This is a genomic window from Achromobacter sp. NFACC18-2, assembly GCF_900108985.1.
Classification (GTDB): Bacteria; Pseudomonadota; Gammaproteobacteria; order Burkholderiales; family Burkholderiaceae_B; genus Achromobacter.
Window position 1 is genome coordinate 230,489 of record NZ_FNYM01000009.1, and the last position, 24,794, is coordinate 255,282.

Annotated in this window: 26 protein-coding genes; 7 read left to right on the forward strand and 19 right to left on the reverse strand. The window is 69.3% G+C overall.

Features of this window, described 5'->3' with window-relative positions:
- Nucleotides 1-22 precede the first annotated feature (22 nt).
- The gene (locus BMW75_RS16155) at nucleotides 23-805 is read right to left on the reverse strand and encodes an SDR family oxidoreductase (protein ID WP_092580743.1); all 783 of its coding nucleotides are present in this window, start codon (nucleotides 803-805) and stop codon (nucleotides 23-25) included.
- A 170-nt stretch (nucleotides 806-975) separates the two neighbouring features.
- Between BMW75_RS16155 and BMW75_RS16160 the strand changes: the two genes are divergently transcribed.
- On the forward strand, nucleotides 976-1,494 hold the full coding sequence (locus tag BMW75_RS16160; protein WP_076516344.1) for an MgtC/SapB family protein: 519 nt from the start codon (nucleotides 976-978) through the stop codon (nucleotides 1,492-1,494).
- A gap of 5 nt (nucleotides 1,495-1,499) precedes the next feature.
- On the opposite strand, the gene BMW75_RS16165 is transcribed toward BMW75_RS16160, so the two are convergent.
- From BMW75_RS16165 to BMW75_RS16200, 8 genes are all read right to left on the reverse strand, one after another.
- Nucleotides 1,500-2,246 (reverse strand): SDR family oxidoreductase, encoded by a 747-nt coding sequence (locus BMW75_RS16165; RefSeq protein ID WP_092580744.1) that lies wholly within the window; start codon nucleotides 2,244-2,246, stop codon nucleotides 1,500-1,502.
- Nucleotides 2,247-2,407: 161 nt separating this feature from the next.
- Nucleotides 2,408-2,776, reverse strand: coding sequence for a cupin domain-containing protein (locus BMW75_RS16170; protein WP_076516340.1), 369 nt, complete (start codon nucleotides 2,774-2,776; stop codon nucleotides 2,408-2,410).
- 93 nt (nucleotides 2,777-2,869) lie between these two features.
- Complete coding sequence (locus BMW75_RS16175; RefSeq protein ID WP_092580746.1) at nucleotides 2,870-3,679, reverse strand: AraC family transcriptional regulator; 810 nt, start codon at nucleotides 3,677-3,679, stop codon at nucleotides 2,870-2,872.
- Nucleotides 3,680-3,694: 15 nt separating this feature from the next.
- Nucleotides 3,695-4,087, reverse strand: coding sequence for a VOC family protein (locus BMW75_RS16180; protein ID WP_092580748.1), 393 nt, complete (start codon nucleotides 4,085-4,087; stop codon nucleotides 3,695-3,697).
- Between the two features lie 61 nt (nucleotides 4,088-4,148).
- Nucleotides 4,149-5,162 (reverse strand): formylglycine-generating enzyme family protein, encoded by a 1,014-nt coding sequence (locus BMW75_RS16185; protein WP_092580750.1) that lies wholly within the window; start codon nucleotides 5,160-5,162, stop codon nucleotides 4,149-4,151.
- A 124-nt stretch (nucleotides 5,163-5,286) separates the two neighbouring features.
- Nucleotides 5,287-5,946: a DNA oxidative demethylase AlkB gene (alkB, locus tag BMW75_RS16190; RefSeq protein WP_092580752.1), complete on the reverse strand. Its 660-nt coding sequence runs from the start codon at nucleotides 5,944-5,946 to the stop codon at nucleotides 5,287-5,289.
- Between the two features lies 1 nt (nucleotide 5,947).
- Nucleotides 5,948-6,661 (reverse strand): 2OG-Fe(II) oxygenase, encoded by a 714-nt coding sequence (locus BMW75_RS16195; RefSeq protein ID WP_092580754.1) that lies wholly within the window; start codon nucleotides 6,659-6,661, stop codon nucleotides 5,948-5,950.
- A 77-nt stretch (nucleotides 6,662-6,738) separates the two neighbouring features.
- Nucleotides 6,739-8,253: a phospholipase D family protein gene (locus BMW75_RS16200; RefSeq protein ID WP_092580756.1), complete on the reverse strand. Its 1,515-nt coding sequence runs from the start codon at nucleotides 8,251-8,253 to the stop codon at nucleotides 6,739-6,741.
- 143 nt (nucleotides 8,254-8,396) lie between these two features.
- On the opposite strand from BMW75_RS16200, the gene BMW75_RS16205 reads away from it, so the two are divergent.
- Both BMW75_RS16205 and BMW75_RS16210 read left to right on the forward strand, forming a co-directional pair.
- Complete coding sequence (locus tag BMW75_RS16205; protein WP_092580758.1) at nucleotides 8,397-8,972, forward strand: helix-turn-helix domain-containing protein; 576 nt, start codon at nucleotides 8,397-8,399, stop codon at nucleotides 8,970-8,972.
- 8 nt (nucleotides 8,973-8,980) lie between these two features.
- Nucleotides 8,981-9,517 carry a GNAT family N-acetyltransferase gene (locus tag BMW75_RS16210; protein WP_092580760.1) on the forward strand — a complete coding sequence of 179 codons (537 nt, stop codon included), beginning with the start codon at nucleotides 8,981-8,983 and terminating at the stop codon, nucleotides 9,515-9,517.
- Between the two features lie 21 nt (nucleotides 9,518-9,538).
- Here the strand turns inward: BMW75_RS16210 and BMW75_RS16215 are convergent, their stop codons facing one another.
- Nucleotides 9,539-9,871, reverse strand: a complete 333-nt coding sequence (locus BMW75_RS16215) for a hypothetical protein (protein ID WP_076516322.1) — start codon at nucleotides 9,869-9,871, stop codon at nucleotides 9,539-9,541.
- A 311-nt stretch (nucleotides 9,872-10,182) separates the two neighbouring features.
- On the opposite strand from BMW75_RS16215, the gene BMW75_RS16220 reads away from it, so the two are divergent.
- Nucleotides 10,183-10,998 (forward strand): SDR family NAD(P)-dependent oxidoreductase, encoded by an 816-nt coding sequence (locus BMW75_RS16220; RefSeq protein WP_092580761.1) that lies wholly within the window; start codon nucleotides 10,183-10,185, stop codon nucleotides 10,996-10,998.
- Here the strand turns inward: BMW75_RS16220 and BMW75_RS16225 are convergent.
- Nucleotides 10,995-11,768, reverse strand: coding sequence for a sulfite exporter TauE/SafE family protein (locus BMW75_RS16225; protein WP_092580763.1), 774 nt, complete (start codon nucleotides 11,766-11,768; stop codon nucleotides 10,995-10,997). The two genes, BMW75_RS16220 and BMW75_RS16225, sit on opposite strands and share 4 nt — an antisense overlap.
- Nucleotides 11,769-12,051: 283 nt before the next feature.
- Between BMW75_RS16225 and BMW75_RS16230 the strand changes: the two genes are divergently transcribed.
- Nucleotides 12,052-13,017: a LysR substrate-binding domain-containing protein gene (locus tag BMW75_RS16230; RefSeq protein ID WP_092580765.1), complete on the forward strand. Its 966-nt coding sequence runs from the start codon at nucleotides 12,052-12,054 to the stop codon at nucleotides 13,015-13,017.
- Here BMW75_RS16230 and BMW75_RS16235 read toward each other — a convergent pair.
- A complete protein-coding gene (locus BMW75_RS16235; RefSeq protein ID WP_092580830.1) occupies nucleotides 12,941-14,293 on the reverse strand; it encodes an MATE family efflux transporter in 1,353 nt (450 codons plus the stop codon). The genes BMW75_RS16230 and BMW75_RS16235 overlap by 77 nt on opposite strands.
- Before the next feature lie 186 nt (nucleotides 14,294-14,479).
- Here BMW75_RS16235 and BMW75_RS16240 point away from each other — a divergent pair, with 186 nt between their 5' ends.
- On the forward strand, nucleotides 14,480-14,968 hold the full coding sequence (locus tag BMW75_RS16240) for a MarR family winged helix-turn-helix transcriptional regulator (protein ID WP_371467219.1): 489 nt from the start codon (nucleotides 14,480-14,482) through the stop codon (nucleotides 14,966-14,968).
- On the opposite strand, the gene BMW75_RS16245 is transcribed toward BMW75_RS16240, so the two are convergent.
- The 6 genes from BMW75_RS16245 to BMW75_RS16270 form a co-directional block, all read right to left on the reverse strand.
- Nucleotides 14,955-15,884 carry a DMT family transporter gene (locus BMW75_RS16245; RefSeq protein WP_092580767.1) on the reverse strand — a complete coding sequence of 310 codons (930 nt, stop codon included), beginning with the start codon at nucleotides 15,882-15,884 and terminating at the stop codon, nucleotides 14,955-14,957. The two genes, BMW75_RS16240 and BMW75_RS16245, sit on opposite strands and share 14 nt — an antisense overlap.
- An 82-nt stretch (nucleotides 15,885-15,966) precedes the next feature.
- Complete coding sequence (locus BMW75_RS16250; protein WP_092580769.1) at nucleotides 15,967-16,761, reverse strand: AraC family ligand binding domain-containing protein; 795 nt, start codon at nucleotides 16,759-16,761, stop codon at nucleotides 15,967-15,969.
- A gap of 70 nt (nucleotides 16,762-16,831) precedes the next feature.
- Nucleotides 16,832-17,323: a hypothetical protein gene (locus BMW75_RS16255; RefSeq protein ID WP_076516312.1), complete on the reverse strand. Its 492-nt coding sequence runs from the start codon at nucleotides 17,321-17,323 to the stop codon at nucleotides 16,832-16,834.
- Nucleotides 17,320-17,868: a hypothetical protein gene (locus BMW75_RS16260; protein WP_092580771.1), complete on the reverse strand. Its 549-nt coding sequence runs from the start codon at nucleotides 17,866-17,868 to the stop codon at nucleotides 17,320-17,322. Before BMW75_RS16260 ends, BMW75_RS16255 begins: the two co-directional genes overlap by 4 nt.
- A gap of 49 nt (nucleotides 17,869-17,917) precedes the next feature.
- Nucleotides 17,918-20,668 carry a cation-transporting P-type ATPase gene (locus tag BMW75_RS16265; RefSeq protein ID WP_092580773.1) on the reverse strand — a complete coding sequence of 917 codons (2,751 nt, stop codon included), beginning with the start codon at nucleotides 20,666-20,668 and terminating at the stop codon, nucleotides 17,918-17,920.
- A gap of 105 nt (nucleotides 20,669-20,773) precedes the next feature.
- On the reverse strand, nucleotides 20,774-21,742 hold the full coding sequence (locus BMW75_RS16270) for a LysR substrate-binding domain-containing protein (protein ID WP_076516306.1): 969 nt from the start codon (nucleotides 21,740-21,742) through the stop codon (nucleotides 20,774-20,776).
- A gap of 107 nt (nucleotides 21,743-21,849) precedes the next feature.
- On the opposite strand from BMW75_RS16270, the gene BMW75_RS16275 reads away from it, so the two are divergent.
- Nucleotides 21,850-24,147 (forward strand): NADP-dependent malic enzyme, encoded by a 2,298-nt coding sequence (locus BMW75_RS16275; RefSeq protein WP_092580775.1) that lies wholly within the window; start codon nucleotides 21,850-21,852, stop codon nucleotides 24,145-24,147.
- A 64-nt stretch (nucleotides 24,148-24,211) separates the two neighbouring features.
- Here the strand turns inward: BMW75_RS16275 and BMW75_RS16280 are convergent.
- Nucleotides 24,212-24,794, reverse strand: a 583-nt coding sequence (locus BMW75_RS16280) for a DUF6708 domain-containing protein (protein ID WP_371467222.1), incomplete at its 5' end; no start/stop codon positions are given.

Here is a 24,794-nt window from a genome sequence, read left to right on the forward strand (position 1 = left end):
CGCCAGCCGGCCGGCGCGGGCCTCAGCGCCCGTGCGCGGCGTATTGTTCGCCGCCGTCCAGGTCGATCACGGTGCCGCTCAGATAGCCCGCGCGGGGCGAGGCCCCGAACACGATCATGTCGGCCACCTCGGCCGGCTCCATCAGCCGCCCGAACGGCAGGTCCGACAGCGTGTCCTGCCACCGCGATTCATCGCCCCAGCGCGCCTGCGCGCGCTGCCGCGCCAAGGTCAGCACGCGGTCGGTGCGCGTGCGCGACGGATTGACGCCGAATACCCGTACGCCGTGGCGCGGCGATTCCCCGCCCAGCGCCCGCGTGAACGCGATGAGCGAGGCGTTGGCCGCCGCGCCGCAGATATAGTCCGCGCGCGGGGCCGAGCCCGCCATGCCGATGATGTTGGCAATGACGCCCGACCCCGCCTCGCGCATCCGGGGGTAGTAATGGCGCGCCAGGCCGATGTAGCCATGCACCTTCAGTTCCCATCCCGCGCGCCAGCGTTCGTCCTGCACCTGGTCCAGCGCCCCGCCCGGCACCGCGCCCGCATTGTTCACCAGGATGTCGACGGGGCCGGCCTCTTTGCACAGGCGTTCCGCCGCGCCGGGCTGGGCCAGGTCCAGCGTGACCGCATCGGCCTGCCGGCCCGTCTGCTCGCGGATCGCCGCGGTGGCGCCATGCAAGGCGGCGTCGTCGCGCGCGACCAGTATCGGCTCGGCGCCTTCCCGCGCGAAGGCGATCGCGCAGGCCAGGCCGATGCCCTTGGAAGCGCCCGTGATGAGCACGCGTTTACCCGCCAGCTGCAAGTCCATGTGGAGCTCCTGTCGATGCGCGCCGGCCGGCGCGGCCATGCAGGAGTTGTAAACCGGATGGGGGGCGCCGTGTCGGCTTGAGATGCGACAGAATCAGACACGCGGGACGTCCGCCGTGATCGCCGCGCCGCCTGCTATGCTCGGTGCTTCACGGCTCCAAGGAATCGTCGATGGCGGAAATCTGGCTGGAAATCTGGACCACGGTGCGTAGTGAATTCGCCGACATCCCCGACGTGGGCGAGGCGACGCGCATCGTGCTCCGTTTGGGCATGGCCGTCCTGCTGGGCGGTCTGCTGGGTTACGAGCGCGAACTCAAAGGCAAGGCAGCCGGCTTGCGCACGCATATGCTGGTGGCGCTGGGCGCGGCGATCTTCGTGCTGGTGCCGCTGCAGGGCGGCATGGACGTCGGCGACCTGAGCCGCGTGCTGCAGGGCGTCATCGCCGGCATCGGCTTTCTGGGCGCGGGCGCCATCATCAAGCTGGGGCAAGAGCGTGAAATCCACGGTCTCACCACCTCGGCCAGCATCTGGATGACGGCCGCCATCGGCGTGGCCGCGGGCATGGGGCGCGAGGCCACCGCCTTGGTCAGCACCCTGATTGCCCTGTTCGTGCTGGCCGTGCTGCGCCGCGTCGAGGCGCGCATTTCCGCCGGGCAGGACAAGAGCGTGATCTCGACGGGCGGCAAGTAGCCCGTTCAGCTGCCGCCCGATACCTCGATGAACGAGCCGCTGGTATAGCCGGCCTCGTCCGAGAACAGCCACATGACCGCGCCGGCCACCTCCTGGACGGTGCCGCCGCGGCGCAGCGGAATCACGCTCTTGAGCCGGTCGACGCGGCCGGGTTCGCCGCCGCTGGCGTGCATCTCGGTGTAGATCGTGCCGGGGCGCACGCCGTTCACGCGGATGCCTTCGGGCGCGACTTCCTTGGACAGGCCGATGGTCAGCGTGTCCATCGCGCCCTTGGACGCCGCGTAGTCCACGTATTCATTCGGGGAGCCCAGGCGCGCCGCGGCCGAGGACACATTGACGATGGCGCCGCCCTGGCCGCCATGGCGCGGCGACATCCGCCGCACCGCTTCGCGCGCGCACAGGAAGGCGCCGACGACGTTGGTGGACAGCACCCGGTGCAGGCGGGCGGCGTCCATTTCCTCGACGCGCATCTGCTTTTCCAGGATGCCGGCGTTGTTGACCAGCGCATCGATCCTGCCCAGGCGCTCATCCAGCGTGCGGAACATGCGCATCACCTGATCTTCCTGCGCGACGTCGCCCTGGATGGCGATGGCCGTGCCGCCGTCGCGCTGGATCTCGTCCACGACGGCCTGGGCGGCATCGGCATTCGCGTGATAGTTGACGCCCACCGCGTAGCCGCGGCGGGCGGCCAGCTTGGCGACGGCGGCGCCGATACCGCGGCTGCCGCCCGTGACCAGCATGACTTTGGACATGGTTTTCTCCTGTTCTGGCCTTGCGTGTTACGGCCTCGCGCATCGGGGGCGAACGCACTGGGTCTCAAATACCCCGGCCTCAAATACCCCGGCCTCAAATACCCGGACCTCATGGATGCGGGCCTTATTTATCCGGGCCCCACCTTAGCAAAGGCCGGCATTCAGATCCATACGTCGTTGGGCGCGCTGCGCGGCCCGCCCTGGTCGCCGGTGTTGACCACGCCGCGCGGCTCGATCAGCATGACCTGGACTTCCTCGGGCGCACAGGGCTTGTGCTCCACGCCCTTGGGAATCACGGTCATTTCGCCGGGGCCCAGGTCGATCTCGCCGTCACGCAGCGCGATGCGCAGCCGGCCCTGGATGACGATGAAGGTCTCGTCCGTGTCGGCATGCGCGTGCCAGACGAACTCGCCTTGCAGCTTGACGAGCTTGAACTGGTAGTCGTTCATCTCGGCGATGACCTTGGGCATCCAGTGTTCCTGGATCAGCGCCAGCTTGGCGGCAAGATTGATGGGGTGCGGGGAAGGCATGGAGGCGTCGCCGTGGGGTGGGAAAGACCTCACGATACGCCCGCGACGAGGGCCCGTCTTGTACGATCGAGCAGGTTTTGGCGGCGCCGCGCGTCAGGCCCGCAGCATCCGCCGCCAGCGGTCGGGCGGCATGCCATACGCCTGCACATGGCGGCGCGTGAGGTGGCTTTGATCGGTGAATCCCGCGTCCGCCGCGGCCTGCGCCAGCGGGCTGCCCGCCGCGATGAGGCGGCGCGCAAGGTCCAGGCGGCGCAGCATCACGTAGCGATAGGGGCTGGTGCCGAACAGCGCGCGGAAATCGCGCGACAGGCGCCAGCGGTCGGCGCCCGCCGCGCGCGCCAGGTCGTCCAAGGTGATTGCCTGGCCCAGCGAGGCGTGGACGTACTGCCGCGCGCGCTCGGCCGCGGCATGGTCGGGCAGGCGCCGGCCCGTCTTGCGGCCTGCGGCCGCGCACAGCGCGTGGGCCAGTTCGAAGAGGGCGTCGTCCTCCTGCAGCGGATCGATGGCCTGGCCCGTGGCCTGCAGCAGGGCGTCGCTGGCCGCGTAAAGCCGGGGATCGTCGCTGATGCCGTCGCGGATGAAAGGCAGCGGCCGGCCGCCCAGGATCTGCTGGATGAGAGCCGGCTCCACGTAGATCATGCGGTAGTGAAAGCCGGCCTCGGTTCCGGCCTGGCCGTCGTGGGCCTCGTCCGGATGCAGCACGAGGGTGCCGCCCGGCAGGCTGTGCCGCAGCCCGCGCCGGTAGTGAAAGCTTTGCACGCCCGCCAGCGTGCGCCCGATGGCGTAGGTGTCGTGGCGGTGCATGTCGTAGCCATGGCCGCCAAAATAGGCCTCGATGCGCTCCAGGCGGCTGGAAGGCGCGGCGCGCCGGATCCAGTCCTGGCGTGACGGTTGGCGCGCCATGTCCGGAACCCGGCGCTAGGCCGGCTGCTTCAACTGGACCAGCACGAACTCGTTGCCGTACAGGTCGATGAAATGGGCGTAGGCCGCGGTTTCCTCTTGCACCGGGTCGCGGGTGAAGCGCACCCCCTTGGCCACGAATTGGGCATGGTCGCGCAGCACATCGTCGGTGTAGAACACCCCAACCGGCTGGCCGCCGGTCTGGTCGCCCACGCGGTCGCGCTGCGCCTGCGTCTGGGCCTGCAGCAGCCACACGCCGACCGCGGGCTGATCGTGCAGGCGCAGGTGCACATAGCGCTGCTGGCCGACAGGCATGTCGACAAAAACCTCCATGCCGAGCTTGTCCCGGTAGAAGGCGATGGCGGTGTCGTAGTCGTTCACAAGCAGGACGAGACGGCCCAGCGTATGCATGTCAGGTTTCTCTTCAAATGGATCGTGCGGCCATGCTAACCCACCGCGCAGCCTTTTTTCGTCAATCGGCCGGGTCGGCCTCGCGCACCAGGCGCATCCCGACCAGCGGATAGCGCGTTTCCTGCGTGTTCCAGTTGCGGTACGAGGCGCGGGTGTACAGCGCCCAGGTGTGCCAGGAGCCGCCGCGGCGCACGCGCACGTTGCCGGTGGCCGGGCCTTGCGGGTCGTCGGTCGGCGAGTTTGTGTAGTAGTCCTCGCCGTACCAGTCCGAGACCCATTCCCAGGCGTTGCCGTGCATGTCGTACAGGCCGAACGCGTTGGGGGCGTAGCGGGCGACCGGCGCGGTGAATGTGTTGCCGTCGCGGCGGGACGAGGCGTAGACCTGCCATGTCGGCCACAGGGGGGCGGCGTCCGCGTCGAAGCCATTGCCCACGTCGGGCATCCCGGCCGGGTCGTCGCCGTTCTGGTAGCGCGTGCGGGCGCCGGCGCGGCAGGCATATTCCCATTCGGCCTCGGTGGGCAGCCGGTAGACGCGGCCTTCGGTTCGGGTCAGCCACTGCGCCAGCGCCATGGCGTCGTTCCAGCTGATGTTCACCACGGGGTGATCGTCGCCCTGCGCAAAGCCGGGATTGCGCCAGGAGTAGCGGCGGTCGCGGCCTTCGAAGGCGTCGCCGGAGGCGGAGGTTTCGGGGTCGTAGGCGGCGTTATAGCCATAGCCGCCCGTGCCGTCGGCCTCGGACTCCGGGATGTAGCCGGAGGCTTCGATGAAACGCCTGAACTGGCCCACGGTGACTTCGGTGCGCGCCAGATAGAACGGCCGGGTAATGCGCACGGTGTGCACCGGCGCTTCGTCCGAGAGCTGGGCGTAGCGGTCGGGCGGATAGTGGGGATAGGCGGCGGCAAGCGCCTGGGGCGTCTCGTCGCTGCCCATCTGGAACGTGCCGGCCGGCACGGGCACGAACGTCATGCCCAGGGAGTTCTCGACGACGGCAGGCGGCGCGGCCGCGAGGGCAGGCGCGCCGGTCAGGGCGAAAAGCAGGGCACAAAGCAGGGCGAGGGCAGTGCGGGTACGCATGGGGCTCCGAGGGGGCGGGGCGAGGGGAGCGCCATAGTAGGGCCGGCGCGCTCGCGCCGCCAGACGCGGCGAACCCGTATTGCGTGACGGACCGCGGGCTAGCCGGGCCGGTGTGCGGCGCCGGCTAGCCCGCCTTGCGCAGGGTGAAGTTGATGCGCCGGCTGCCCAGGCGCGGGTGCGGCAGGTCTTTCAAGGGCATGACGCCATGAAAGCGCAGCCGGTCCACCCCGCCCCAGACGACGACGTCGCCGTGAAAGAGCGGCACCCGGGCGGCCCGGTCCCCGCGCGCGTCGCCACCGAACAGGAACACGGCCGGCATGCCCAGCGAAACGGACACGATGGGCGCGCCGTAATCGCGTTCGTTGCGGTCCTGGTGCAGCGACAGGCGCGATCCGGGCTCGTAGCGGTTGACCAGGCACGCATCCGGCGAGAAACCGGGAAAGCCGGCCTCTCGCGCCGCGTCCTGCGCCAGTTCCCTGAAGGCGTCCGGCATCGCGGGCCAAGGCTGGCCGGTTTGCGGGTCGATGCGGCTGTAGCGATAGCCGCGGGCGTCCGTGGTCCACCCCAGTTCGCCGCAGTTGGTCAGCGCCACCGACATCGTGTAGCCGCCCGGCGTCACCATCTGCCGGAACGGCGCCTGCGCGGTCACGGCGTCCACGCCCGCCAGCAGGGCCTCCACCACCGGCAACGCATAGCCGCGCAGCACCACCGACTGCGGGCCGAGCGCCACGCGCCCGTGCTGGGCCGGATCGTCGCCGCCAAAAAGATCCAGGGTCAGGGTCATGTCACACCGCGTCATGGAAGATGAGGCCCAGCGTGTGGCGCCGTCCCGAGCGCAGTTCGCTGACGCCATGGCGCATGGCCACCCTGCGCCAGCCGCGCGCGCCGGGCACCGGGCGCTGGTTCACGGTAAAGACCAGGGCATCGCCCTGTTGCAGGGGCAGGACGTCGGCGCGCTGCTCGCGGCTGCCGGTTTCGGTCATGACGAATTCGCCGCCGGTGAAATCCTCGCCGGGCCGGGACAGCAGCACGGCCACCTGCAAGGGAAAAACGTGTTCGCCGTACAGGTCCTGGTGTAGGCAGTTGTAGTCGCCCGGTCCGTATTGCAGGATCAGCGGCGTCGGCCGGCGCTGGCCGGCCGCGTGGCAGCGCGCCAGAAATGACGCATGGTCGGCGGGATACTGCACATCGATCCCCATCTGCCGGTTCCAGCGGTTGGCGATCGGCGCCAGGTGCGGATACAGCCCGCCGCGCAACTGCCGGGGCAGGTCGGGCAAGGGGTAGCGGAAGTACTTGTACTCGCCCCGGCCGAAGCCGTGGCGCGCCATGACGATCCGGCTGCGGTAGGGTTCGTCCGCGCCGTAGTCGTCGGACAGGCTGGCGCACTGGGCGGGCGTCAACAGGGCGGGCAGGATGGCGTGGCCGTGCGCATCCAGGTCGGCGGCGGCGCGGCTCCAGTCCAACTGCGCGAGCAGGGCGTCGGCGGGCGTCTTGGTCATGGCGGGCGGAAAATGTCTGAAATCCGTGTCCAGTCTACGCCTTGCGCGCGGGCGGGCCACTCCGCTTGTTGCCAGTCTTACAGCAAAGGCTCCAGCGGCAGCCGCGACGCGATCCACACCGTCAGGCGCTGCCAGAGCGTGGCGCCCGGCTCGCGGTCGTGGCGCACGGTCTGGCCGTCGCGCGTGTCCAGCCAGTAGAGCTTGCCCATCTCGTCGATCCGCACGCGGTAGGCGGTGCGGGCAAGCTCGTCGTCGAACGTATCCTCGATGTGCCGCGCCAGCGTCGGGCTGTCGATGACAAAGCCCAGTTCGGTGTTCAGGCGCGCCGAGCGCGGGTCGAAGTTGAACGAGCCAACGAACACACGCTCGCCGTCCACGGCAAAGGTCTTGGCGTGCAGGCTGGAGCCCGAACTGCCGAAAGGCCCCAAACCCTTGTTGCGCTCGACGGGTTGGGCCATCCGCTTCATTTCGTAGAGCTCGACGCCGGCGGCCAGCAGGTCCTTGCGGCGCTTGGCGTAGCCCGAGTGCACGACCGCCACATCGGTCGCTTCCAGCGCATTGGTCAGCACCCGCACCTTGACGCCATTGCGCGCCATGTTGGCGAACGCGCGCGTGCCCGCCGCCGTGGGCACGAAATAGGGCGACACCAGCACCAGCGCCTTGGCCGGCACGCCCAGGATGTCCTGCAACTGGTGCGGCAGCATCGCCTCGCGCGGCGCGGTGCCCAGCGTCTTGCGCGGGTCGTCGCTGACCATGCGCGTCTGCGTCCACTCCATGGGAAGTTCGCCGCGCAGCAGCTGGCGTATGAACGGCAGCTCGCGCATGGCCTGCGCATAAGCGGCGGCTTCGGGCGATCGTTCGACCGTGGCCGCGTCGGCCTCCAGCTCGTCCAGCTCGTTGGACGCGGCCTTCTTGAGCAGGCCCGACACCGGATACGCGGAATCGCTGCTCCAATACCGATCGAAGTCCGCCGACACGTCGCCGACCGCCGCGCCGATGGCCAGCACGTCCAGGTCCGCGAACAGCACGCCATGGGTGGCGCCGAAATACTCGTCGCCGATGTTGCGCCCGCCGACGATCGTGGCCTGGTTGTCCGCGGTGAACGACTTGTTGTGCATCCGGCGGTTCAGGCGGGAAAAATCCGTCAGGTAGCCCAGCGGCTTGGGCCAGCGCACCGCGAAAGGGTTGTAGAGCCGCACGTCGATGTTCGGATGGCCGTCCAGCGCGGACAGCGTCTGGTCCAGCCCGGACGTGCCGTTGTCGTCCAGCAGCAGGCGCACCCGCACGCCGCGGTCGGCCGCGTCGTGCAGGGCCTCCAGCAGCATGGTGCCCGTCATGTCGCCATGCCAGATGTAGTACTGCACATCCAGGCTGCGTTCGGCTGCGCGCGCCAGCATCATGCGCGCGGCGAAGGCGTCGTGGGGGTGGGCCAGGGCATGGATGCCGGATTTGCCGGGATGCGCGGCCACGAGCGGGGCGATCGCCTGGCCCAGCGGCGTGGCCTGGGCTTCTTCAGCGGTGAGCGCGTGCGACACGCTGCGCTCGTGCAGCGAGGGGAGGGAACCGGTAGTCAACGCGCAAAGAAAGGTCATGTAGGGGAGTCAGGCCGTTGGCATGACCGCTATTGTGCCGAATCCGGCGCGGTTCTTTCGTAGTGTCCCGGTTGCCGGGCGCGATCCGCATTGGGGAATACACGCAGTCGACCGAATTTCATATCTGGGATAAATTCTCAATTATGGAAAAATCGACGGCCGCCGCCGACCCCGGGCTGGACCATCGTCTTGCCGCCCGCCTCAAAATGCTGCGCCAGGACCGGGGGTGGTCCCTGGACGATCTGGCCGCCCGCGCCGGCATCAGCCGCGCGACGCTCTCGCGGCTCGAAAATGCCGAGGTCAGTCCGACCGCCAGCGTGCTCGGCAAACTGTGCGCCGCCTATGGTCTGACCATGTCGCGCCTGATGCTGATGGTTGAGGACGACTTCGTCGCCCGGGTGCCCGAACAGGCGCAGGCGGTCTGGGTGGACGACTCCGTCGGCTTCCGGCGCCGGTCGGTGTCGCCGCCGTCGCAGCGGCTCGCGGGCGAGGTGCTGGCCTGCGAACTGGCCGCGAACGCCCGCATCGCCTATGAACAATCGCCGCGGCCGGGGCTGGAACACCATCTGCTGATGCTGGATGGCGAACTGTCCATCACCGTGGATGGCCAGGCGCATCGGCTGCTTCCCGGCGACTGCCTGCGCTATCAGCTGTTCGGCGCCAGCGCCTTCGCGACCCCGCCGCACAGCGGCGCCCGTTATCTGCTTTTCATCGTCTGAGCCCTGCCATGTCCTCTGCCCGCCTTGAAGTGATGCCGCTGCCGGCCGACGCCGCCGCGGCCGCCGTGCCCGAGCTCGCCACCCTGCTGCATGCCTGCGTGCACGCGGGCGCCAGCGTCAGTTTCGTCTTGCCCTACACCCCTGAGGACGCGGCGTCGTTCTGGCGCGGCAAGGTGCTGCCGGGCGTCCGGAGCGGGGCGCTCACCCTGTGGGCGGCGCGCGTGGACGGGCGGATCGCGGGTTCCGTGCAGCTCGATACCGACACGCCGCCCAACCAGCCGCACCGCGCCGAGGTGCGCAAGCTGCTGGTGCATCCGGACTGGCGCCGGCAGGGCATTGCGCGCCGGCTGATGCGCGAGGTCGAGGCCATGGCGGTCCGGCTGAACCGCAGCCTGCTCACCCTGGACACGCGCACGGGCGACGCGGCCGAGCCGCTGTATGCGGCGCTGGGCTACCAGACGGTGGGGGTGATTCCGGGCTTTGCGCGCGATCCGATCGACCCGGCCAAGGTGGACGGCACGACGATCATGTACAAGCAGCTCTGAACGGCGCGCCCGGCGAGGCGATCAGGCCAGCGGCTTAATGCCCACGCTGTAGGGCGGCGCGTTGCCGCGGGCCGCGGCCTTGATCTTGAGCATGGAGCCGCCGGGCGTGAATTCGAACTCCTGGTAGGGCACCTCGAACCACTGGTGAAAACTCGTGCGCGAGAATTCCGGCACCCATACCTTGGCCCGCTTGGCGTCGCAGTGGAACTCCACCAGCGTGCAGTCGATGCCCAGCGGACGGGTGTTGCCGATACGGTAGCTGGCGCGCAGTTCGGCGCGCGCGGTCTTGCCGGGCTGCCAGGGCAGGCCGATGGATTCCATGAAGTGTTCGATCGCCTCAATGCCGCGATACATAGCTGACTCCGAAAGCTGCGGGGCAAAAGGCGCCGCAATGATCCGCCGCGCGTGGCGGCGGCAAACAGACGGATTATCCGCCATATCGGGCGGGCCTGCCGGCCGCGCCCGATGCCCGCGTCCGGACGGCCCCGCGCGCATCGCCGTAGAAATAGGCAGGTTTCACGCAAGATCGAGCCTGTACGGGCCTATCCCCGGTTCTTACTATCCTGTCCAGGGCCGTGCTGGCCATCGGCTCTGCGGAGCGCGCCAGCCTCGGCCCGGGGGGCCAGGCATCTCGCCGGCCGCCGCGAGCAAGGGAAGGGAATCACATGAACACGGAAAAAATCTGGCTGGTGACGGATGCGTCGGCGGGGTTGGGCCTGGTGCTGGTCAAAATGCTGCTGGACCAGGGCCACAAGGTGGCGGCCACGTCGGGCGACGGCGATGCATTGCTGGAGGCGGTGGGCGCCAAGCTGGAAGGCCGCTTTCTGCCCCTGACGGTCAACCTGGCCGACGAACGCGCCGTGCGCCGGGCCGTGGACGCGACCATCGCCGCGTTCGGCGGCATCGACGTGGTGGTGAACGGGGCGGGGCAGGGGCCGCAAGGGACGCTGGACAGCCTGTCGGATGCGCAACTGCGCGGCGCCTTCGATACCCATGTGTTCGGCGTGCTGAACGTCATCCGCGCCGTGATGCCGCGCCTGCGCGCGCAGCGCGGCGGGCATGTGTTCAACATCTCGTCGATCCTGGGCTTTGACGGGCGCTGCGCGCAGTGGGGCGCCTACAGCGCCGCCAAGTTCGCGGTCTGCGGCCTGACCGAAACCCTGGCCGCCGAGGCCGCGCCGCTGGGCATCCGCGTGTCGCTCGTCTATCCGGGCGCGATGCGCGCCGGCGATCCCGGCGGTTCGCCCGAACTGTCCGCGCGCGGGCCGCGCGCGGCGGACCAGGGCGGCGATCCGGTCAAGGCGGCGCAGGCGCTGATCCATGCCGCGCAGGCCCAGTACGCGCCCCTGCACCTGTTCCTGGGCCGCGACGCATTCGACCAGGCGCGCGGCAAGATCCAGGCGGTGCAGCAGGAACTGGCGCGCTGGCGCGAGATGTCGGTGTCGATCGGCTTCGTGGATGAACGGCGTCTGGCCGCCTAAGACCCGATGACCGCCAGGCCGCGTGCGGCCTGATAGGCGCCCAGCAGCGCCAGGCTGACCATGAAGCACAGTTTGAACGTGCGCGCCGACAGCCGGTGACGCAGCCGCTGGCCCAGGGCCATGCCGGCCAGCGCGGGCAGCAGCATCAGGAGCGAGGCGCCCGCGGCGCCGGCGGTGTATCCGCCATTGAGTCCCAACCCCGCGGCCAGCGCCACGGTCGAGACCGTGAAGGAAATCCCCATGGCTTGGATGAGCTGATCCTTGTCCAGATCCAGCGCCTGCAGATACGGCACGGCGGGGATGACGAACACGCCGGTGGCGGCAGTGATCAGGCCGGTGAGCGCGCCGGCGGCCGCGCCCAGCAGTTGGGCGCGGCGGGGCGGCATATCCGGCGGCAGTTGGGGCGGCGCGCCGAACAGGCCCCAGGCGGCATAGGCCGCCAGCGCCAGTCCGAGGCAGACGCCGGCCCACTGGCCGGAGGGTGGGCCCAGCCACAGCGCGCCGGCGAGCGTCCCGGCGTAGACGCCCGCCTGCATGCCCGCGATGCGGCGCAGGACTGCGCCCAGCGTGGCCCAGGGCCGCGCCTGCCAGAGATTGGTGATCAGCGACGGCACGATCAGCAGCGCCGCCGCCTGCGCCGGGGCCATCACCAGCGCCAGCAATGCCATGGAAATGGTGGGCAGGCCCAGGCCCACGACGCCCTTGACCACGCCGGCCAGCACGAACACGGCAACGATGGCGCCCAGCAGCGCCGGATCGAGGAGGGTCATGCGGCCTCGCAGGGGGCGGGCGGCGCGTGCCGCCGGGCAACGTCGATGTCACGGTCCGGCCCGCGGCTCGCTTCGGCCAGGCCTGAGGCAGGCCTCGCCATCGCGGCCAACGCCGACGGCGGCCGGCGCGTGGCGCGCAGGTGCAGGATTGCGATATGCACGGCATTTCCTAATTGGGGTGGGTACGGGTCGCATTTTGTCGTGCGTGATGCACCCGCGCCTATCGGGATCTTGCGTACCCAGGCTATGGCAGCGCCTGAGGCTGGCGTGCTACGCTTTTTTCATGCGATTCGACCTGACCGATCTTCGTCTCTTTCTCAACGTGCACGAAAGCGGCTCCATCACGGGCGGCGCGCGCCGTTCGCACATGACGCTGGCGTCGGCCAGCGAGCGCATCCGGGGCATGGAAGACGCGCTGGGCGTGGCGCTGCTGGTGCGCGAGCCGCGCGGCGTCGACGCCACGCCGGCCGGACGCACCCTGGTCCACCACGCCCGGCTGGTGCTGGGCCAGATCGACCGCATGCGCGGCGAGCTGGATCACTACGGCCTCGGCCTGGCGGGCCATGTGCGCGTGCTGTGCAACACCACGGCGCTCAGCGAATACCTGCCGCCGGTGCTGGGCGCGTTTCTCAAGGACCATCCGCGCATCTCCGTCGACCTGGAAGAGCGGCTCAGCCACGAAATCGCCGATGCGCTGCGCGCCGGCGCGTGCGACATCGGGGTGCTGGCGGACTCGGCCGACCTGCATGGCCTGCGCACGCGCATCTTCCGCCACGATCCGCTGACACTGATCGTGCCGCGGGGCCATCCGCTCGCGACGCGGCCGCTGGTGCTGCTGGACGACGTGGCCGGGCATGAATTCGTGGGACTGGTGCAGGGCAGCGCGCTGCAGGAACACATCGCGCACCATGCGCGGCGCAGCGGCAAGCCCTTGTCCTATCGCGTGCGGCTGCGCAGTTTCGAGGCCGTCTGCAGGATGGTGGGGCAGGGCGTGGGTGTCGCCATCGTGCCGCGCGCGGCCGCCGTGCGCTATGGCCGCGCGGCCGGGGTGGCCCGGATTGCGCTGGCCGACGCGTGGGCCGCCCGCGACCTGGTGCTGTGCGTGCGCGACGACCTGCCCGCCTATGCGGCCGACCTTGTGGCGTACGCCTTGCGTGACGCGCCGGCGGCGCCTATCGCGCGAACAGCCGGCGTCCCGGCAGATGCCCGCGGTCGAACCAGGAGCCCGACGCGACGGCCGCCAGGATGATCAGGCCATAAAGGCTCATCGCCACCGCCAGAATCACGAAGAACACCGTCAGCGATCCGGTCAGGTGCAGCGCGATGCCGCCCCCGCCGATGCCGACGAGCAGGCGCAGAAATCCCGCGGTGAGCGGCCATTTCAGGCGCCCCGCGCCCTGCGACGCGAAATACAGCGAAAAGCCCAGCGCAAAAAAGCCATACACCGGACCGACGATGCGCAGGTAGTCCGCGCCGGCCTGCAGCATGTGGTCCTGCGCGCCGAACAGGCGCAGCCACGCTTCGGGAAAGAACGCCGCCGCCAGCCCGATGGCCTCGGCCAGCACGAAGGCCATCGCGCCGCCGGTCAGGGCGATGCGCATGGCGCGCTCCGGTTGGCCCGCGCCGATGTTGGACCCCACCATCGCCACCATCGGGGCGCCCAGGCCGAAGGCGATCGGCATCAGCAGATATTCCAGGCGCACCGCGACGCCGTAGCCCGCCAGCGCGGCCTCGCCCGAATAGGCGCCCACCAGCGCGGCGGTCAGGGCCACCAGCGCGTTGGTCAGCAGCGGGTTGATGGTGGCCAGCGCGCCCACGCTCAGGATGCTGCGCATGAGTCCCGCGTGCAGCTTGCTGGACACCAGCCGCGCCGCATTGCGTCCGCTGGCGCAATACGCGCCCAGGATGAGCGTGCCCACGGCGTAGTAGATCACCAGCGCCCAGCCGCCGCCCGCCACCCCCAGGGCCGGGAAGGGCCCCCATCCGAAAATCAGGCAGGGCGAGAGCGGCACCAGCAGTAGCGCGCCGCCGCAGATCACCGCGCCGGGCACCAGCATGTTGCCCGTGCCGCGAATGGCGCTGGCGAACGCGTTCATCAGCCACATCAGGACGATGCCGCCGAAGATGACGTTGGAATAGGCCAGCGCCGCGTCGAGCGCCGCGCCCTCGGCGCCCAGCGCCCGGTACAGCGCCGGCCCGAACGCCAGCAGCAGCACGCAGAAGACGATGCCCAGCAGCGCATTGAGCACGACAGCGTGCAGCACGAGCTGGTCCGCTTCAAGCTGCCGGCCCCCGCCCAGGGCTCGCGCGACGGCGGCGGAGATTCCGCCGCCCATCGCGCCCTGCGACATGTTCTGCATCAGCATCAGCACCGGCACCACCAGCGCCACGCCCGCCAGCACGGGGGTGCCCAGCCGCGCCAGGAACCAGGTCTCGATCAGGCCGGTGGAGGACTGCGCGAGCATCATCAGGATATTGGGCCAGGCCAGCCGCGCGAGCGTGGGCGCGATGGGGGCGTGAAGCATGGCCTGCAAGCGCGCATTGGCGGGGCGGGGCGGGACAGTCGCTGGCATGGACGGGGCAGGCCTGTGGAAAAGGTCGATAAAATTTACGTGCATATGCCAATATCTGTCAATCACGCACTGGAAATCACGCACTGGACGCGGGACCGCCCCGGCAGTAGCGTTATGTCCTCACCCGCAGACTTACCCATGCCGCCTGCCATGTCCGATGCCCCGCCCCTAGGCGCCGCCGTCCCCCCGGATCCGCTCATCTGCAACGGCGCCGCGTTGCGCAAGGCGACGCGCCGCGTGTCGCAGCTCTACGACTCGGTGCTGGCGCCTTGCGGGCTGAAAGTCTCCCAGCATTCCATCCTGGTCCATATCGCGCGCGCCGGCTCGCCTTCCATGACGGACCTGGCGCGGGCCATGGTGCTGGACCGGTCCGCGCTGGCCCACAACCTCAAGCCCCTGCAGCGCGACGGCTATGTGCGCATGATGCGGGACCCGCTCGACGGCCGCAGCCGCCGGGTCGAACTCACCGAGACGGGCCGCGCGAAGCTGGCGGAGTCCCGCCGCCTCTGGAGGGACGCGCAACAGCGCTTCGAGGCGGCCTACGGCGTGGAGCGCGCGGCGGCCCTGCGCCGGTCGCTGGCGGACATCTTTTCCGACGAATTCGCGCTGGCCTTCAGCCGCGGGTAGACGCCGTGCGCTTTCGGGCCTGGACCGGGGCTGGCCCTGACCGCGCCCGCCCCAGCGCCAGCGCCGCGCCCAGCACGCAGGCCATGCCGGCGAGCTGGCTGGCGGACAGCGCTTCGCCCAGCAGCCCCGCGGCCAGCAGCACCGCCGATACCGGCGCCAGGGCCGTGAACATTGCCGCTTCCGCCCCGTCCACCCGCGCAGCGCCTGCGTACCAGAGCAGGAATCCGCCCACGGTGGGCACCAGCGCGTAGTAGCCGACGGCAAGCAGCGCGGCGGGCGTCAGGGACACGGTCCAGGGCGCTTCGACCAGGCAGACCAAGGCGGAAAACGCCAGTCCGAAGCCCGCCATCAGGGTCGACAGCGCCAGCGGCGCGACCGGCGTGCGCAGTCGCTTGTTCAGCAGGATGAAGAGGCCTTCGCAGGCCACCGCGCCCAGGATCAGCGCGTTGCCCGTCAGCGACCCCGCGCTCCCCGCGTCGTGGGCGTTGCGCGACATCAGCCACACGCCGAACGCGGCGATGCCGATGGCGGCCAGCGCCGGCTTGCCGGGCCGTTCGCGCAGCACCAGCATGGCGATCGCGGCGGTCACCAGCGGCAATGTGCCCAGGATGATGCCGCCGTCCACCGCCGAGGTGCGCTGGAGCCCGGCGATGAGCAGCGTCGTGTAGCCGACGCTCCCGGCGACGGCCTGCACCGCCAGCAGCAGCCAGTCGCGCCGGCCCAGCCGGGGGAAGCGCGCGCCGGTGGCGGTCATCAGCAGGGCGAAGCAGGGCAGCGCGATCGCAAAGCGCAACGCGGTGGCCGTGAAGGGCGGGAGCCCGGCGCCGATGATCTTGCTGGCCGTGACGGTGCTGCCCACCAGCGCCATGGCTGCCGCCAGGTAGACGTGGCCGCGCCTTCGTTCGCTGATGCCCATGGGGTGCGTCCTTGTGGAAAAGGCGCAGCGTAGGGCGCCGGAACACATCCGGTCTTGAACGAAATTGCGGGAAGGCGCGCCGTCAGGCGCCGCGGGCGGCCAGTGCGTATCCGCGCGGCGACACGCCGTAGGCGCGCACGAACAGGCGGGTCATGTGGCTCTGGTCGGCAAAGCCGCCGGCCGCGGCCGCATCGGCCAGCGCCATGCCCTGCCGGATCAGCCGGCGCGCAAGCAGCAGGCGGCGCTGCATCTGGTAGGCGTGCGGCGTCAGCCCGGTTGCGCGCCGGAAGGCGCGCAGCACCTGGTAGCGGCCAAGGCCGCTGGCGGCGGCCAGGTCGGCCAGCGACAGCGCGGCGGCCGGATCGTCGTCGACCAGGGCCAGCGCATGGCGAAGCGAGGCCGGCACGCCGCGCGAGCGCGGGGCCGCGGCAGGCGCGCCGCGCGGACCGCCCGCCTGCGCCAGCACGCGCAGCAGCAGCGCCTCGCACGCCAGCGGCGCCGCGCCCGACGTGACGAGCGCGTAGAGCGCCAGGACGTCGCGGGCAAGACCGGGTTGCTTTCGGGAAGGATGTTCGAATTCATAGGCCGCGGTGGCCTGGGCGATCACCCCCGGGTCCAGATACAGCATCTGCCAGGCGCGCACGCCGCCGCCGATCGGCGCGCCGTCGTGGACCTCGCCCGGGTTGACGGTGATGACGTCGCCCGGCCCCGCCTCGACCTGGCCGCGCCCGCTGTGCGACACCTGCGCGCCCTCGCGCATCACCCCAATGCCGAACTGCTCGTGCGTATGCCGTGCGAACGCGTGGCGGCTGCAGGCGTCCACGGCCTGCACGCCGGGGATGGCGCTGCGCTGCATGAGAAAGCGGCCTGCGGACATGGGGAAGGGGGGGCGATGGGCGTCGGCCCAGTATCGCGCGCCGGACAGGCGGCGGGCAAGCGCGCTGGCGCTATTGCAGACCGGTCCAGCGCGCCACCGACGGCTCGGCCGCCGCCCACTTCCATTGGCCGTCCTGCCGCCGGCAGATCGTGCTGGCGTAGGCGGGGGCGGCGCCCTCCAGTTCCACCGTGAACAGCACTTCACGGCAATGCGCCAGCGGCGTCTCGATGTCGCGCACGGCCTGGATGCTGCCGCGCTCGTTGCCCACCGCCAGCGTGCGCTGGATCTGCCATTGCCGCACCTCGCCGACAGGCAGCGCGCCCACCGCATTGGCCATGACGTTCTGCTGGTCGTCTTTCCATTCACGCAAGACGTACTTCACCGTGGCGTCCACGGCCGCCTGCACCGACACCCCGATCGCAAAGCCCGCGACGGGATTGGCCGTGGCCGCGCCGCTCAGCGTGCCGACCACCGCGCCGGTGGCGGGGCCGATGGACGAGCTCTGGCAGCCGCCCAGGCCCAGGCTGGCGGCCAGCGCCAGCATGCCCAGCGCGCGCCTCACTGGAGCGAACCCCAGCGGGCCGTGGCGGGTTCGGCGCTGGCCCAGCGCCAGTGCTCGCCGTCTCGGCACACGGTGGTGACGTAGAACTCGCGCAACGGATCGGCGTCCGAATTGTCCGCCGGCGTGTCCACCGAGAACACCACTTCCTTGCATTCGAGATTGGCTCCGCCGATGAGGCGGCTGACGGTGACCTGGCCGCGCGCGTCCTCTTCGATGGGCAGCGCGTGCTTGACGTTCCAGTTGGCCACCTTGCCGACGGCCAGCGGACCGGCCGCCTTGGCGATGGCGTCCTGTTCCTCGCCGCGCGTCTGGCGCTGCGCATAGGCCAGCGCGGCCTTGGCGCCGGCCTGCACCCCCAGGCCGATGCCGGTGGCGACAGTGGCGTTGTCCGTGACCTTGTTGGCGATGGCGGTGCCGGCGATGCCGGCCGCGGCGCCGGTGCCTTCTCCGAGGAGCGAGCCGCAGCCCGACAGCGCAGCCAGCGCGGCGAGGCCCAGCAGGGTCAGCGCGCGGCGGCTCGCGATGGTTGTAGAGATGGTGAACAAGCGGCGAGCCCTCCTGCGTGAAACTTGGCGGCCGCAAGTATAGGAGCGCTCATCGCCTTGCGGCGGGGACCTTTACATTTATTGGCATTTTTTGTGTGCGGCGCGCGCGCCACCGGCGCAGCACCCACTTTTCGCCCTCGACGATGCAGAACAGCACGCCCGCGGCCACCAGGGTCAGCGTCCAGTACTCGGGCGGCAGCGGCACCGTGCCGAACACGCGGTTCATCCCGGGCAGGTAGACCAGGGCGCATTGCAGCAGTCCCAGCAGGATCGTGACCAGCCACAGCGCCTTGTTGCGGAACATGCTGGGCGTAAGCGGAAAGCGGTCCTGCAGGCGGCAGTTGAACAGGTAGGTCCACTGCGCCGTCACCAGCGTCTGCAGGATGACGGTGCGGATGAAATCCGCGTCGCGTCCCGCGGCGATCAGGCTTTTCTCGATGACGAACGCCGACGCCATGAACAGCAGGCCGACGAAGGCGATGCGCCAGATCGCGAAGGCGTCGAGGATGGATTTCGCCGGATCGCGTGGCGGCCGGTGCATCATGCCGGGCTCGGCGGGTTCGAACGCCAAGCCGAACGACAGCGTGATGGACGTGGCCATGTTCATCCACAGGATCTGCAATGGCGTCAGCGGCGCCTGCGCGCCGGCCAGGAGCGCGGCGATGACGAGCAGGCCCTGCGCCAGGTTGGTCGGCAGGATGAACAGGATCGTCTTTTTCAGGTTGTCGTAGACGCGGCGTCCCTCTCGCACCGCATAGGCAATGGAGGCGAAGTTGTCGTCCGCCAGCACCATGTCCGCGGCTTCCTTGGTGACTTCGGTGCCCTTGATGCCCATGGCCACGCCCACGTCGGCCTGCTTGAGCGCGGGGGCGTCGTTGACGCCGTCGCCCGTCATGCCGACCACCTCGCCCATGCCCTGCAGCGCGCGCACGAGGCGCAGCTTGTGCTCGGGACTGGTGCGGGCAAAGATGTCATGGTCGCGCACCCGCGCGGCCAGTTCCTCGTCGCCCATCTGCTGCAGCTGCGCGCCCGTGATGGCCTCGCGCACGTGCGTCATGCCCAGCATCGCGCCGATGGCGAGCGCGGTTTCGGGATGATCGCCCGTGATCATCTTTACGCGGATGCCCGCCTGGTTGCACAGGGCGATGGCCGCGATGGCCTCGGGGCGGGGCGGGTCCATGATGCCGGCCACGCCGAGCAGGATGAGCCCGTCCTGGAAGTCGGCGTGGCTCAGCGCGGTGGCGCCCGCCGCGCCGGGCTTGTAAGCCGCGGCCAGCGTGCGCAGGCCCTGCTGCGCAAAGGCCGCCAGGCCGCGTTCCCAGTAGTCCAGGCGCAGCGGCTGCGGTCCATGTTCGCCCTGCTCGTGCGCGCACAGCCTGAACAGCACGTCGGGCGCGCCGGTGACGTAGATCAGGTTGTGCCCGTGGTCGTCGCAGCGGCGCGCCATGTACTTGTAGCCGGAGTCGAACGGCACCTTGCCATGCTTGGCCACGCCGTCCAGGCCCTGGCCCGCCTTGGCCGCCAGCACCATCATCGCGCCCTCGGTGGGGCCGCCCACGATGCGCCACTGACCGTCGGCGTCCTCGTGCAACTGGCTGTCGTTGCAGATCGCCGCGGCGCGCACGAAGCGGGTCAGCGCGTCCTCGTGCCGCCAGTCCACCGGCAGCCCGTCGGATGCGCGCGTGATCTCGCCGATGGGCTGGTAGTTGTCGCCCGCCACGTGGTAGACGCCCTGCGCCAGCAGCACATTCTTGGCGGTCATCTCGTTCATGGTCAGGGTGCCGGTCTTGTCCGAGCAGATCACCGTCATCGCGCCCAGCGTTTCCACGGTCGGCAGCTTGCGGATGATGGCGCGGTTGCGCGCCATGCGCTGCACGCCCAGCGACAGGATGATGGAGATGATGGCGGGCAGGCCTTCGGGCACGGAGGCGACCGCGATGCTGATCAGGGACAGCAGCAGGTCGGGCAGCGGCATGCCGAGCAGGTAGCGTCCCACGACGAACAGCACCGCGACCATCACCAGCACCACGTGGAAAATGCGCTTGCCCAGCAGCGCCATCTGCCGCAGCAGCGGCGTCTGCAGCGCATGCACGTCGGTCATCATGCGGTTGATGTGGCCGATCTCGGTGTCGCTGCCGGTCGCGATGACGATGCCGCGCGCGTTGCCCGCGCTGACGTGCGTGCCCGAGAACCCGATATTCAGGCGGTCGCCCAGCGCCGCGTCGCCCGGCAAGGGCGCGTCGTGCTTTTCGACGACGGTGGATTCGCCGGTCAGCATCGATTCCTCGACGTGCAGGTTGTGCGCGTCGAACAGCCGCACGTCGGCGGGAATCTTGTCGCCCGGTCGCAGGATGACGATGTCTCCCGGCACCAGGTCGCGCGCGTCGATGTCCTCCTTCTGGCCATCGCGCACCACGCGGGCCCGGTTCGACATCATGTTGCGGATGCCGTCCAGCGACCGCTCGGCCCGGCTCTCCTGCACATAGCCGATGATGGCGTTAATTACCGCCACGGCCAGGATGACGGTGGTGTCCAGCCAGTGGCCCATCAGCGAGGTCACCACCGCGGCAGCCAGCAGGATGTAGATCAGCACGTCATTGAAATGGCCCAGAAAGCGCAGCCAGGCGCTGCGGCGGGCGGGGGGTGGCAGGGCGTTCAGGCCATGGGTTTCCTGCCTGCGCCGGATCTGGTCCTGGGACAGGCCAGCGGCGCTGGTCACCTGGATGGCCAGCGTCTCGTGGACGGAGAGCTGGTGCCAGGGTCGAGGAGCTTGCGGAGCCTGCGTTCTCGCCTGCGTCATTGCCTTCGGCCTCCCGGAGGACCGGCGCCGCGTCCGGGCCGGGAGTCGGCGGCCGCACGGGTCAGTCCGGCTTTCATGATACGACGGCCCGAGTCGCGCCGACGATCAAGAGGGCGGACGAGCGCCCCGGGTGTAGACCTCGCGCAGGGCGGCGGCGAACAGCGCCTCCACGTTGCGCCGCAGGCCGTCCGACCGCGTGAAGATCGATATCGGCGGCAGCGTCCAATCGAACGAGTACGGGACGATGGCCGCGCCCGCGATGCGCACCAGTTCGTCGGCGATGTCGGCCGGCAGAATGCTCACCGCGCGGTCGCTTGCCACGATCATTTCGCCGATCAGCTTGGACGAGTCGCTCTGGACCGACGGGGGCGGGGGCGCCAGCCCGGCGCGCAGGAAGATGTTGGCCACCTGCTCGCGGATCGGGCTGCCCGGTGTGCCCAGGATCCAGTCCAGGTCCGCCAGCCGGTTCCATTCCAGCCGCGACCGGCCCAGCCGGGCGGCCAGCCGGCGGCTGGCGATCAGGCGCGGCTGCTGGTGATACAGCACCTCGAAGCCGATGTGGGTCAGGTCCACCGACGGCGTGGCCCATCCCACCACCACGTCCAGCGTGTGGTCGCGCAGTTGGCGCAGCAGCGCCGGGCCCTGCCCCTCGTGGATGGTGGCCGTGATCTGCCGGCCCTGGGGCAGCGTGCGGCCGATGGCCGCCGACAGCATCTGGCCCGAGACAAACGGGATCACGCCGATGTGCAGGTGGGCGGCGTGCCCGGCCGCCACGGTTTCCATGTCCTGCACCAGGTGCCCCAGGTCGTGGACCAGCCCCCGGGCGCGCGCCAGCACCACGGCGCCCATCGGCGTGGGCGTCATGCCGCGCACGGAGCGGTCGAACAAGGGCACGTCGAACATGCTTTCCAGCTCGGCCAGGGCGTTGGTCACAGCCGGCTGGCTGGTCGCCATGTGCTCGGCCACCCGGGTCAGCGACCCGTGCTGCTCGATCTGCAGGAGCAGGATCAGGTGGCGCATCTTCAGGCGCGAGGTCAATTTCCGGGTAACGGCATCCGGATCAAAGGCTGTCATAGACAAGGTATAAGGTAATGCTGATGGATCAATATTAAATCCGAATTATCACCTTATGCCTTGGGGCCTAGAATTTTTCAACTTCAAGACAGCGAGGCTACAGCCCCATGAACACGCAATCAGACCGCCAGGCGGCATTGGACTATCACGAGTACCCCACCCCGGGGAAGATTTCCGTCGTGGCGTCCAAGCCGCTCGTCAACCAGCGCGACCTGGCGCTGGCGTACTCGCCCGGTGTGGCGGCGGCCTGCGAGGAAATCGTGGCCGATCCGGCCAATGTGTTCCGCTACACCGCGCGCGGCAACCTGGTGGGCGTCATCACCAACGGCACCGCGGTGCTGGGCCTGGGCAACATCGGCGCGCTGGCCTCCAAGCCGGTCATGGAAGGCAAGGCGGTGCTGTTCAAGAAGTTCGCCGGCCTGGATGTTTTCGACATCGAAATCAACGAAACCGACCCGGACAAGCTGGTCGAGATCATCGCCGGCCTGGAAGCCACCTTCGGCGGCATCAACCTTGAAGACATCAAGGCGCCCGAGTGCTTCACGGTGGAGCGCAAGCTGCGCGAGCGCATGAAGATTCCCGTTTTCCACGACGACCAGCACGGCACCGCCATTACGGTGTCGGCCGCCTTCATCAACGGCCTGAAGGTCGTGGGCAAGGACATCAAGACGGTCAAAGTGGTCACGTCGGGCGCGGGCGCCGCGGCGCTGGCCTGCCTGGACCTGATGGTGGACCTGGGCCTGCCGCTGGAAAACATCTGGGTGACCGACATCGAGGGCGTGGTCTATGAGGGCCGCACCACGCTGATGGACCCGGACAAGGCGCGCTTTGCGCAAAAGACCGGCGCGCGCAAGCTGGCCGAGGTGATCCAGGACGCCGACGTGTTCCTGGGCCTGTCGGCCGGCGGCGTGCTCAAGCCGGAAATGGTGGCCGCCATGGGGTCGCGTCCGCTGATCCTGGCGCTGGCCAACCCCACGCCGGAAATCCTGCCGGAAGTGGCGCACGGCGTGCGCGACGACGTGGTCATGGCCACGGGCCGGTCGGATTACCCGAACCAGGTCAACAACGTGCTGTGCTTTCCGTACATCTTCCGCGGCGCCCTGGACGTGGGCGCCACGACCATCACCCGCGAAATGGAAATGGCGGCGGTGTACGCCATCGCCGAACTGGCCGAAGAAGAACAGAACGAAGTCGTGGCCGCCGCCTACGGCACCTACGACATCTCGTTCGGTCCCGAATACCTGATCCCCAAGCCCTTCGACCCGCGCCTCATCGTGCGCATCGCACCCGCCGTGGCCAAGGCCGCGATGGAAGGCGGCGTGGCGACGCGCCCGCTGGCCGACCTGGAAGCCTACGAAGAGCAGCTCCAGCAGTTCGTCTACCACTCGGGCGCGTTCATGAAGCCCTTGTTCTCGGCCGCCAAACGCATCGTGCGCGGCGGAGGCAAGGCGCGCATCGTCTTCACCGAAGGCGAAGACGAGCGCGTGCTGCGCGCCGTGCAGGTGATCGTCGACGAGGGCCTGGCCCGTCCCATCCTGGTGGGCCGACCCGCCGTGCTGCTCTCCCGTATCGAAAAATTCGGCCTGCGCCTGCGCCTGGGCGAAGACGTCGAAGTCACCAACCCGGAATACGACGAACGTTTCCACCAATACTGGACGACGTACTGGGAACTGATGAGCCGCCGCGGCATCACCAAGGAAATGGCGCGCGTCGAAATGCGCCGCCGCCTGACGCTGATCGGCGCAATGATGGTGCACCTGGGCGACGCCGACGGCATGGTCTGCGGCACGGTCGGCGCGTACCACGACCACCTGCGCTTCGTGGACGAAGTCATCGGCCGCCGCCCCGGCCACAATGTGTACGCCGCCATGAACATCCTGCTGCTCGACGAGCGCACGGTGGTGCTGGTGGACACGCACATCAACGACGATCCCACCGCCGAGCAGATCGCCGAATTCACCATCATGGCCGCACAGGAAATGGCGCGCATGAACCTTGCCCCGAAGGTGGCGCTGCTGTCGCGCTCGAACTTCGGCTCCGGCAGCTCGGCCTCGGGCGAGAAAATGCGCCGCGCCCTGGAACTGGTGCGCGAAGCCGCGCCGGAACTGGAAATCGACGGCGAAATGCACGGCGACTGCGCGCTGGACGAGGCGCTGCGCATGCGCATCCTGCCTTCGTCCACGCTCAAGGGCGAAGCCAACCTGCTGGTGTGCCCGAACGTGGATGCCGGCAACATCGCCTACAACCTGCTCAAGACGGCAGCCGGCGGCAACGTGGCCGTGGGCCCGTTCCTGCTGGGCGCCAACGCGCCCGTCCACATCCTGACCAACAGCTCCACCGTGCGCCGCATCATCAACATGACGGCCATGACGGTGCTGGACGCCAACCGGGTGGAAGCCGCCTGAATCCCCATCCCGGCGCCGCGCGGCGTGCGAGCGGCGCGGCGGTAGGGAAAGCGAGCTGGCTCCTTTAGCGAGGGCCAGCTCGTTTTGTTGGTGCGCCGGCTTCCTCAATGGCCCGTGGGAACTTGGGCTCATAGCAGAGCAGCAATGACAGCCAGTGGCCGGTCGCGTGGATCAGAATGGCCGGCAGCATCAGGATGTTGAGCGCTACGAATATCCACAATGCGCTGTGACGCAGGAACTGGGTGTCCAGACGCCAGGCGACCTTGAATGACAGCCAGGGCCAGGGAAATTTGTTGATGAGATTCTTGGGGGCGGGAGCGGCGTCGGGCCCTTCTTCCATGTAGCGGCGGATGTATTCCCAGAAGGCCAGCAGCTCGCTGGCGTTGCGGGTGGGCTTGCCGACGAAGGCGAGCTCGATGTTGTCGGTGGGGTTGCCCTCAAGATCCACGCCGTGGCCCCTATCCCAGGCCAGCAAGATAAAGCCGCCTGTCCCTTCCAGTTCAGTCATGCTTTTTTCGATGATGGGTTGTGTCTTTTCCCAATCCAAGATTCGAATGCCGCCCAGGTATTGGGGGCGCAATAGATAGACTTTTCGGGTGACGCGGTTGAATCGGACGATCAGGCGTCGGGCGGTGAATGCTTCCAGG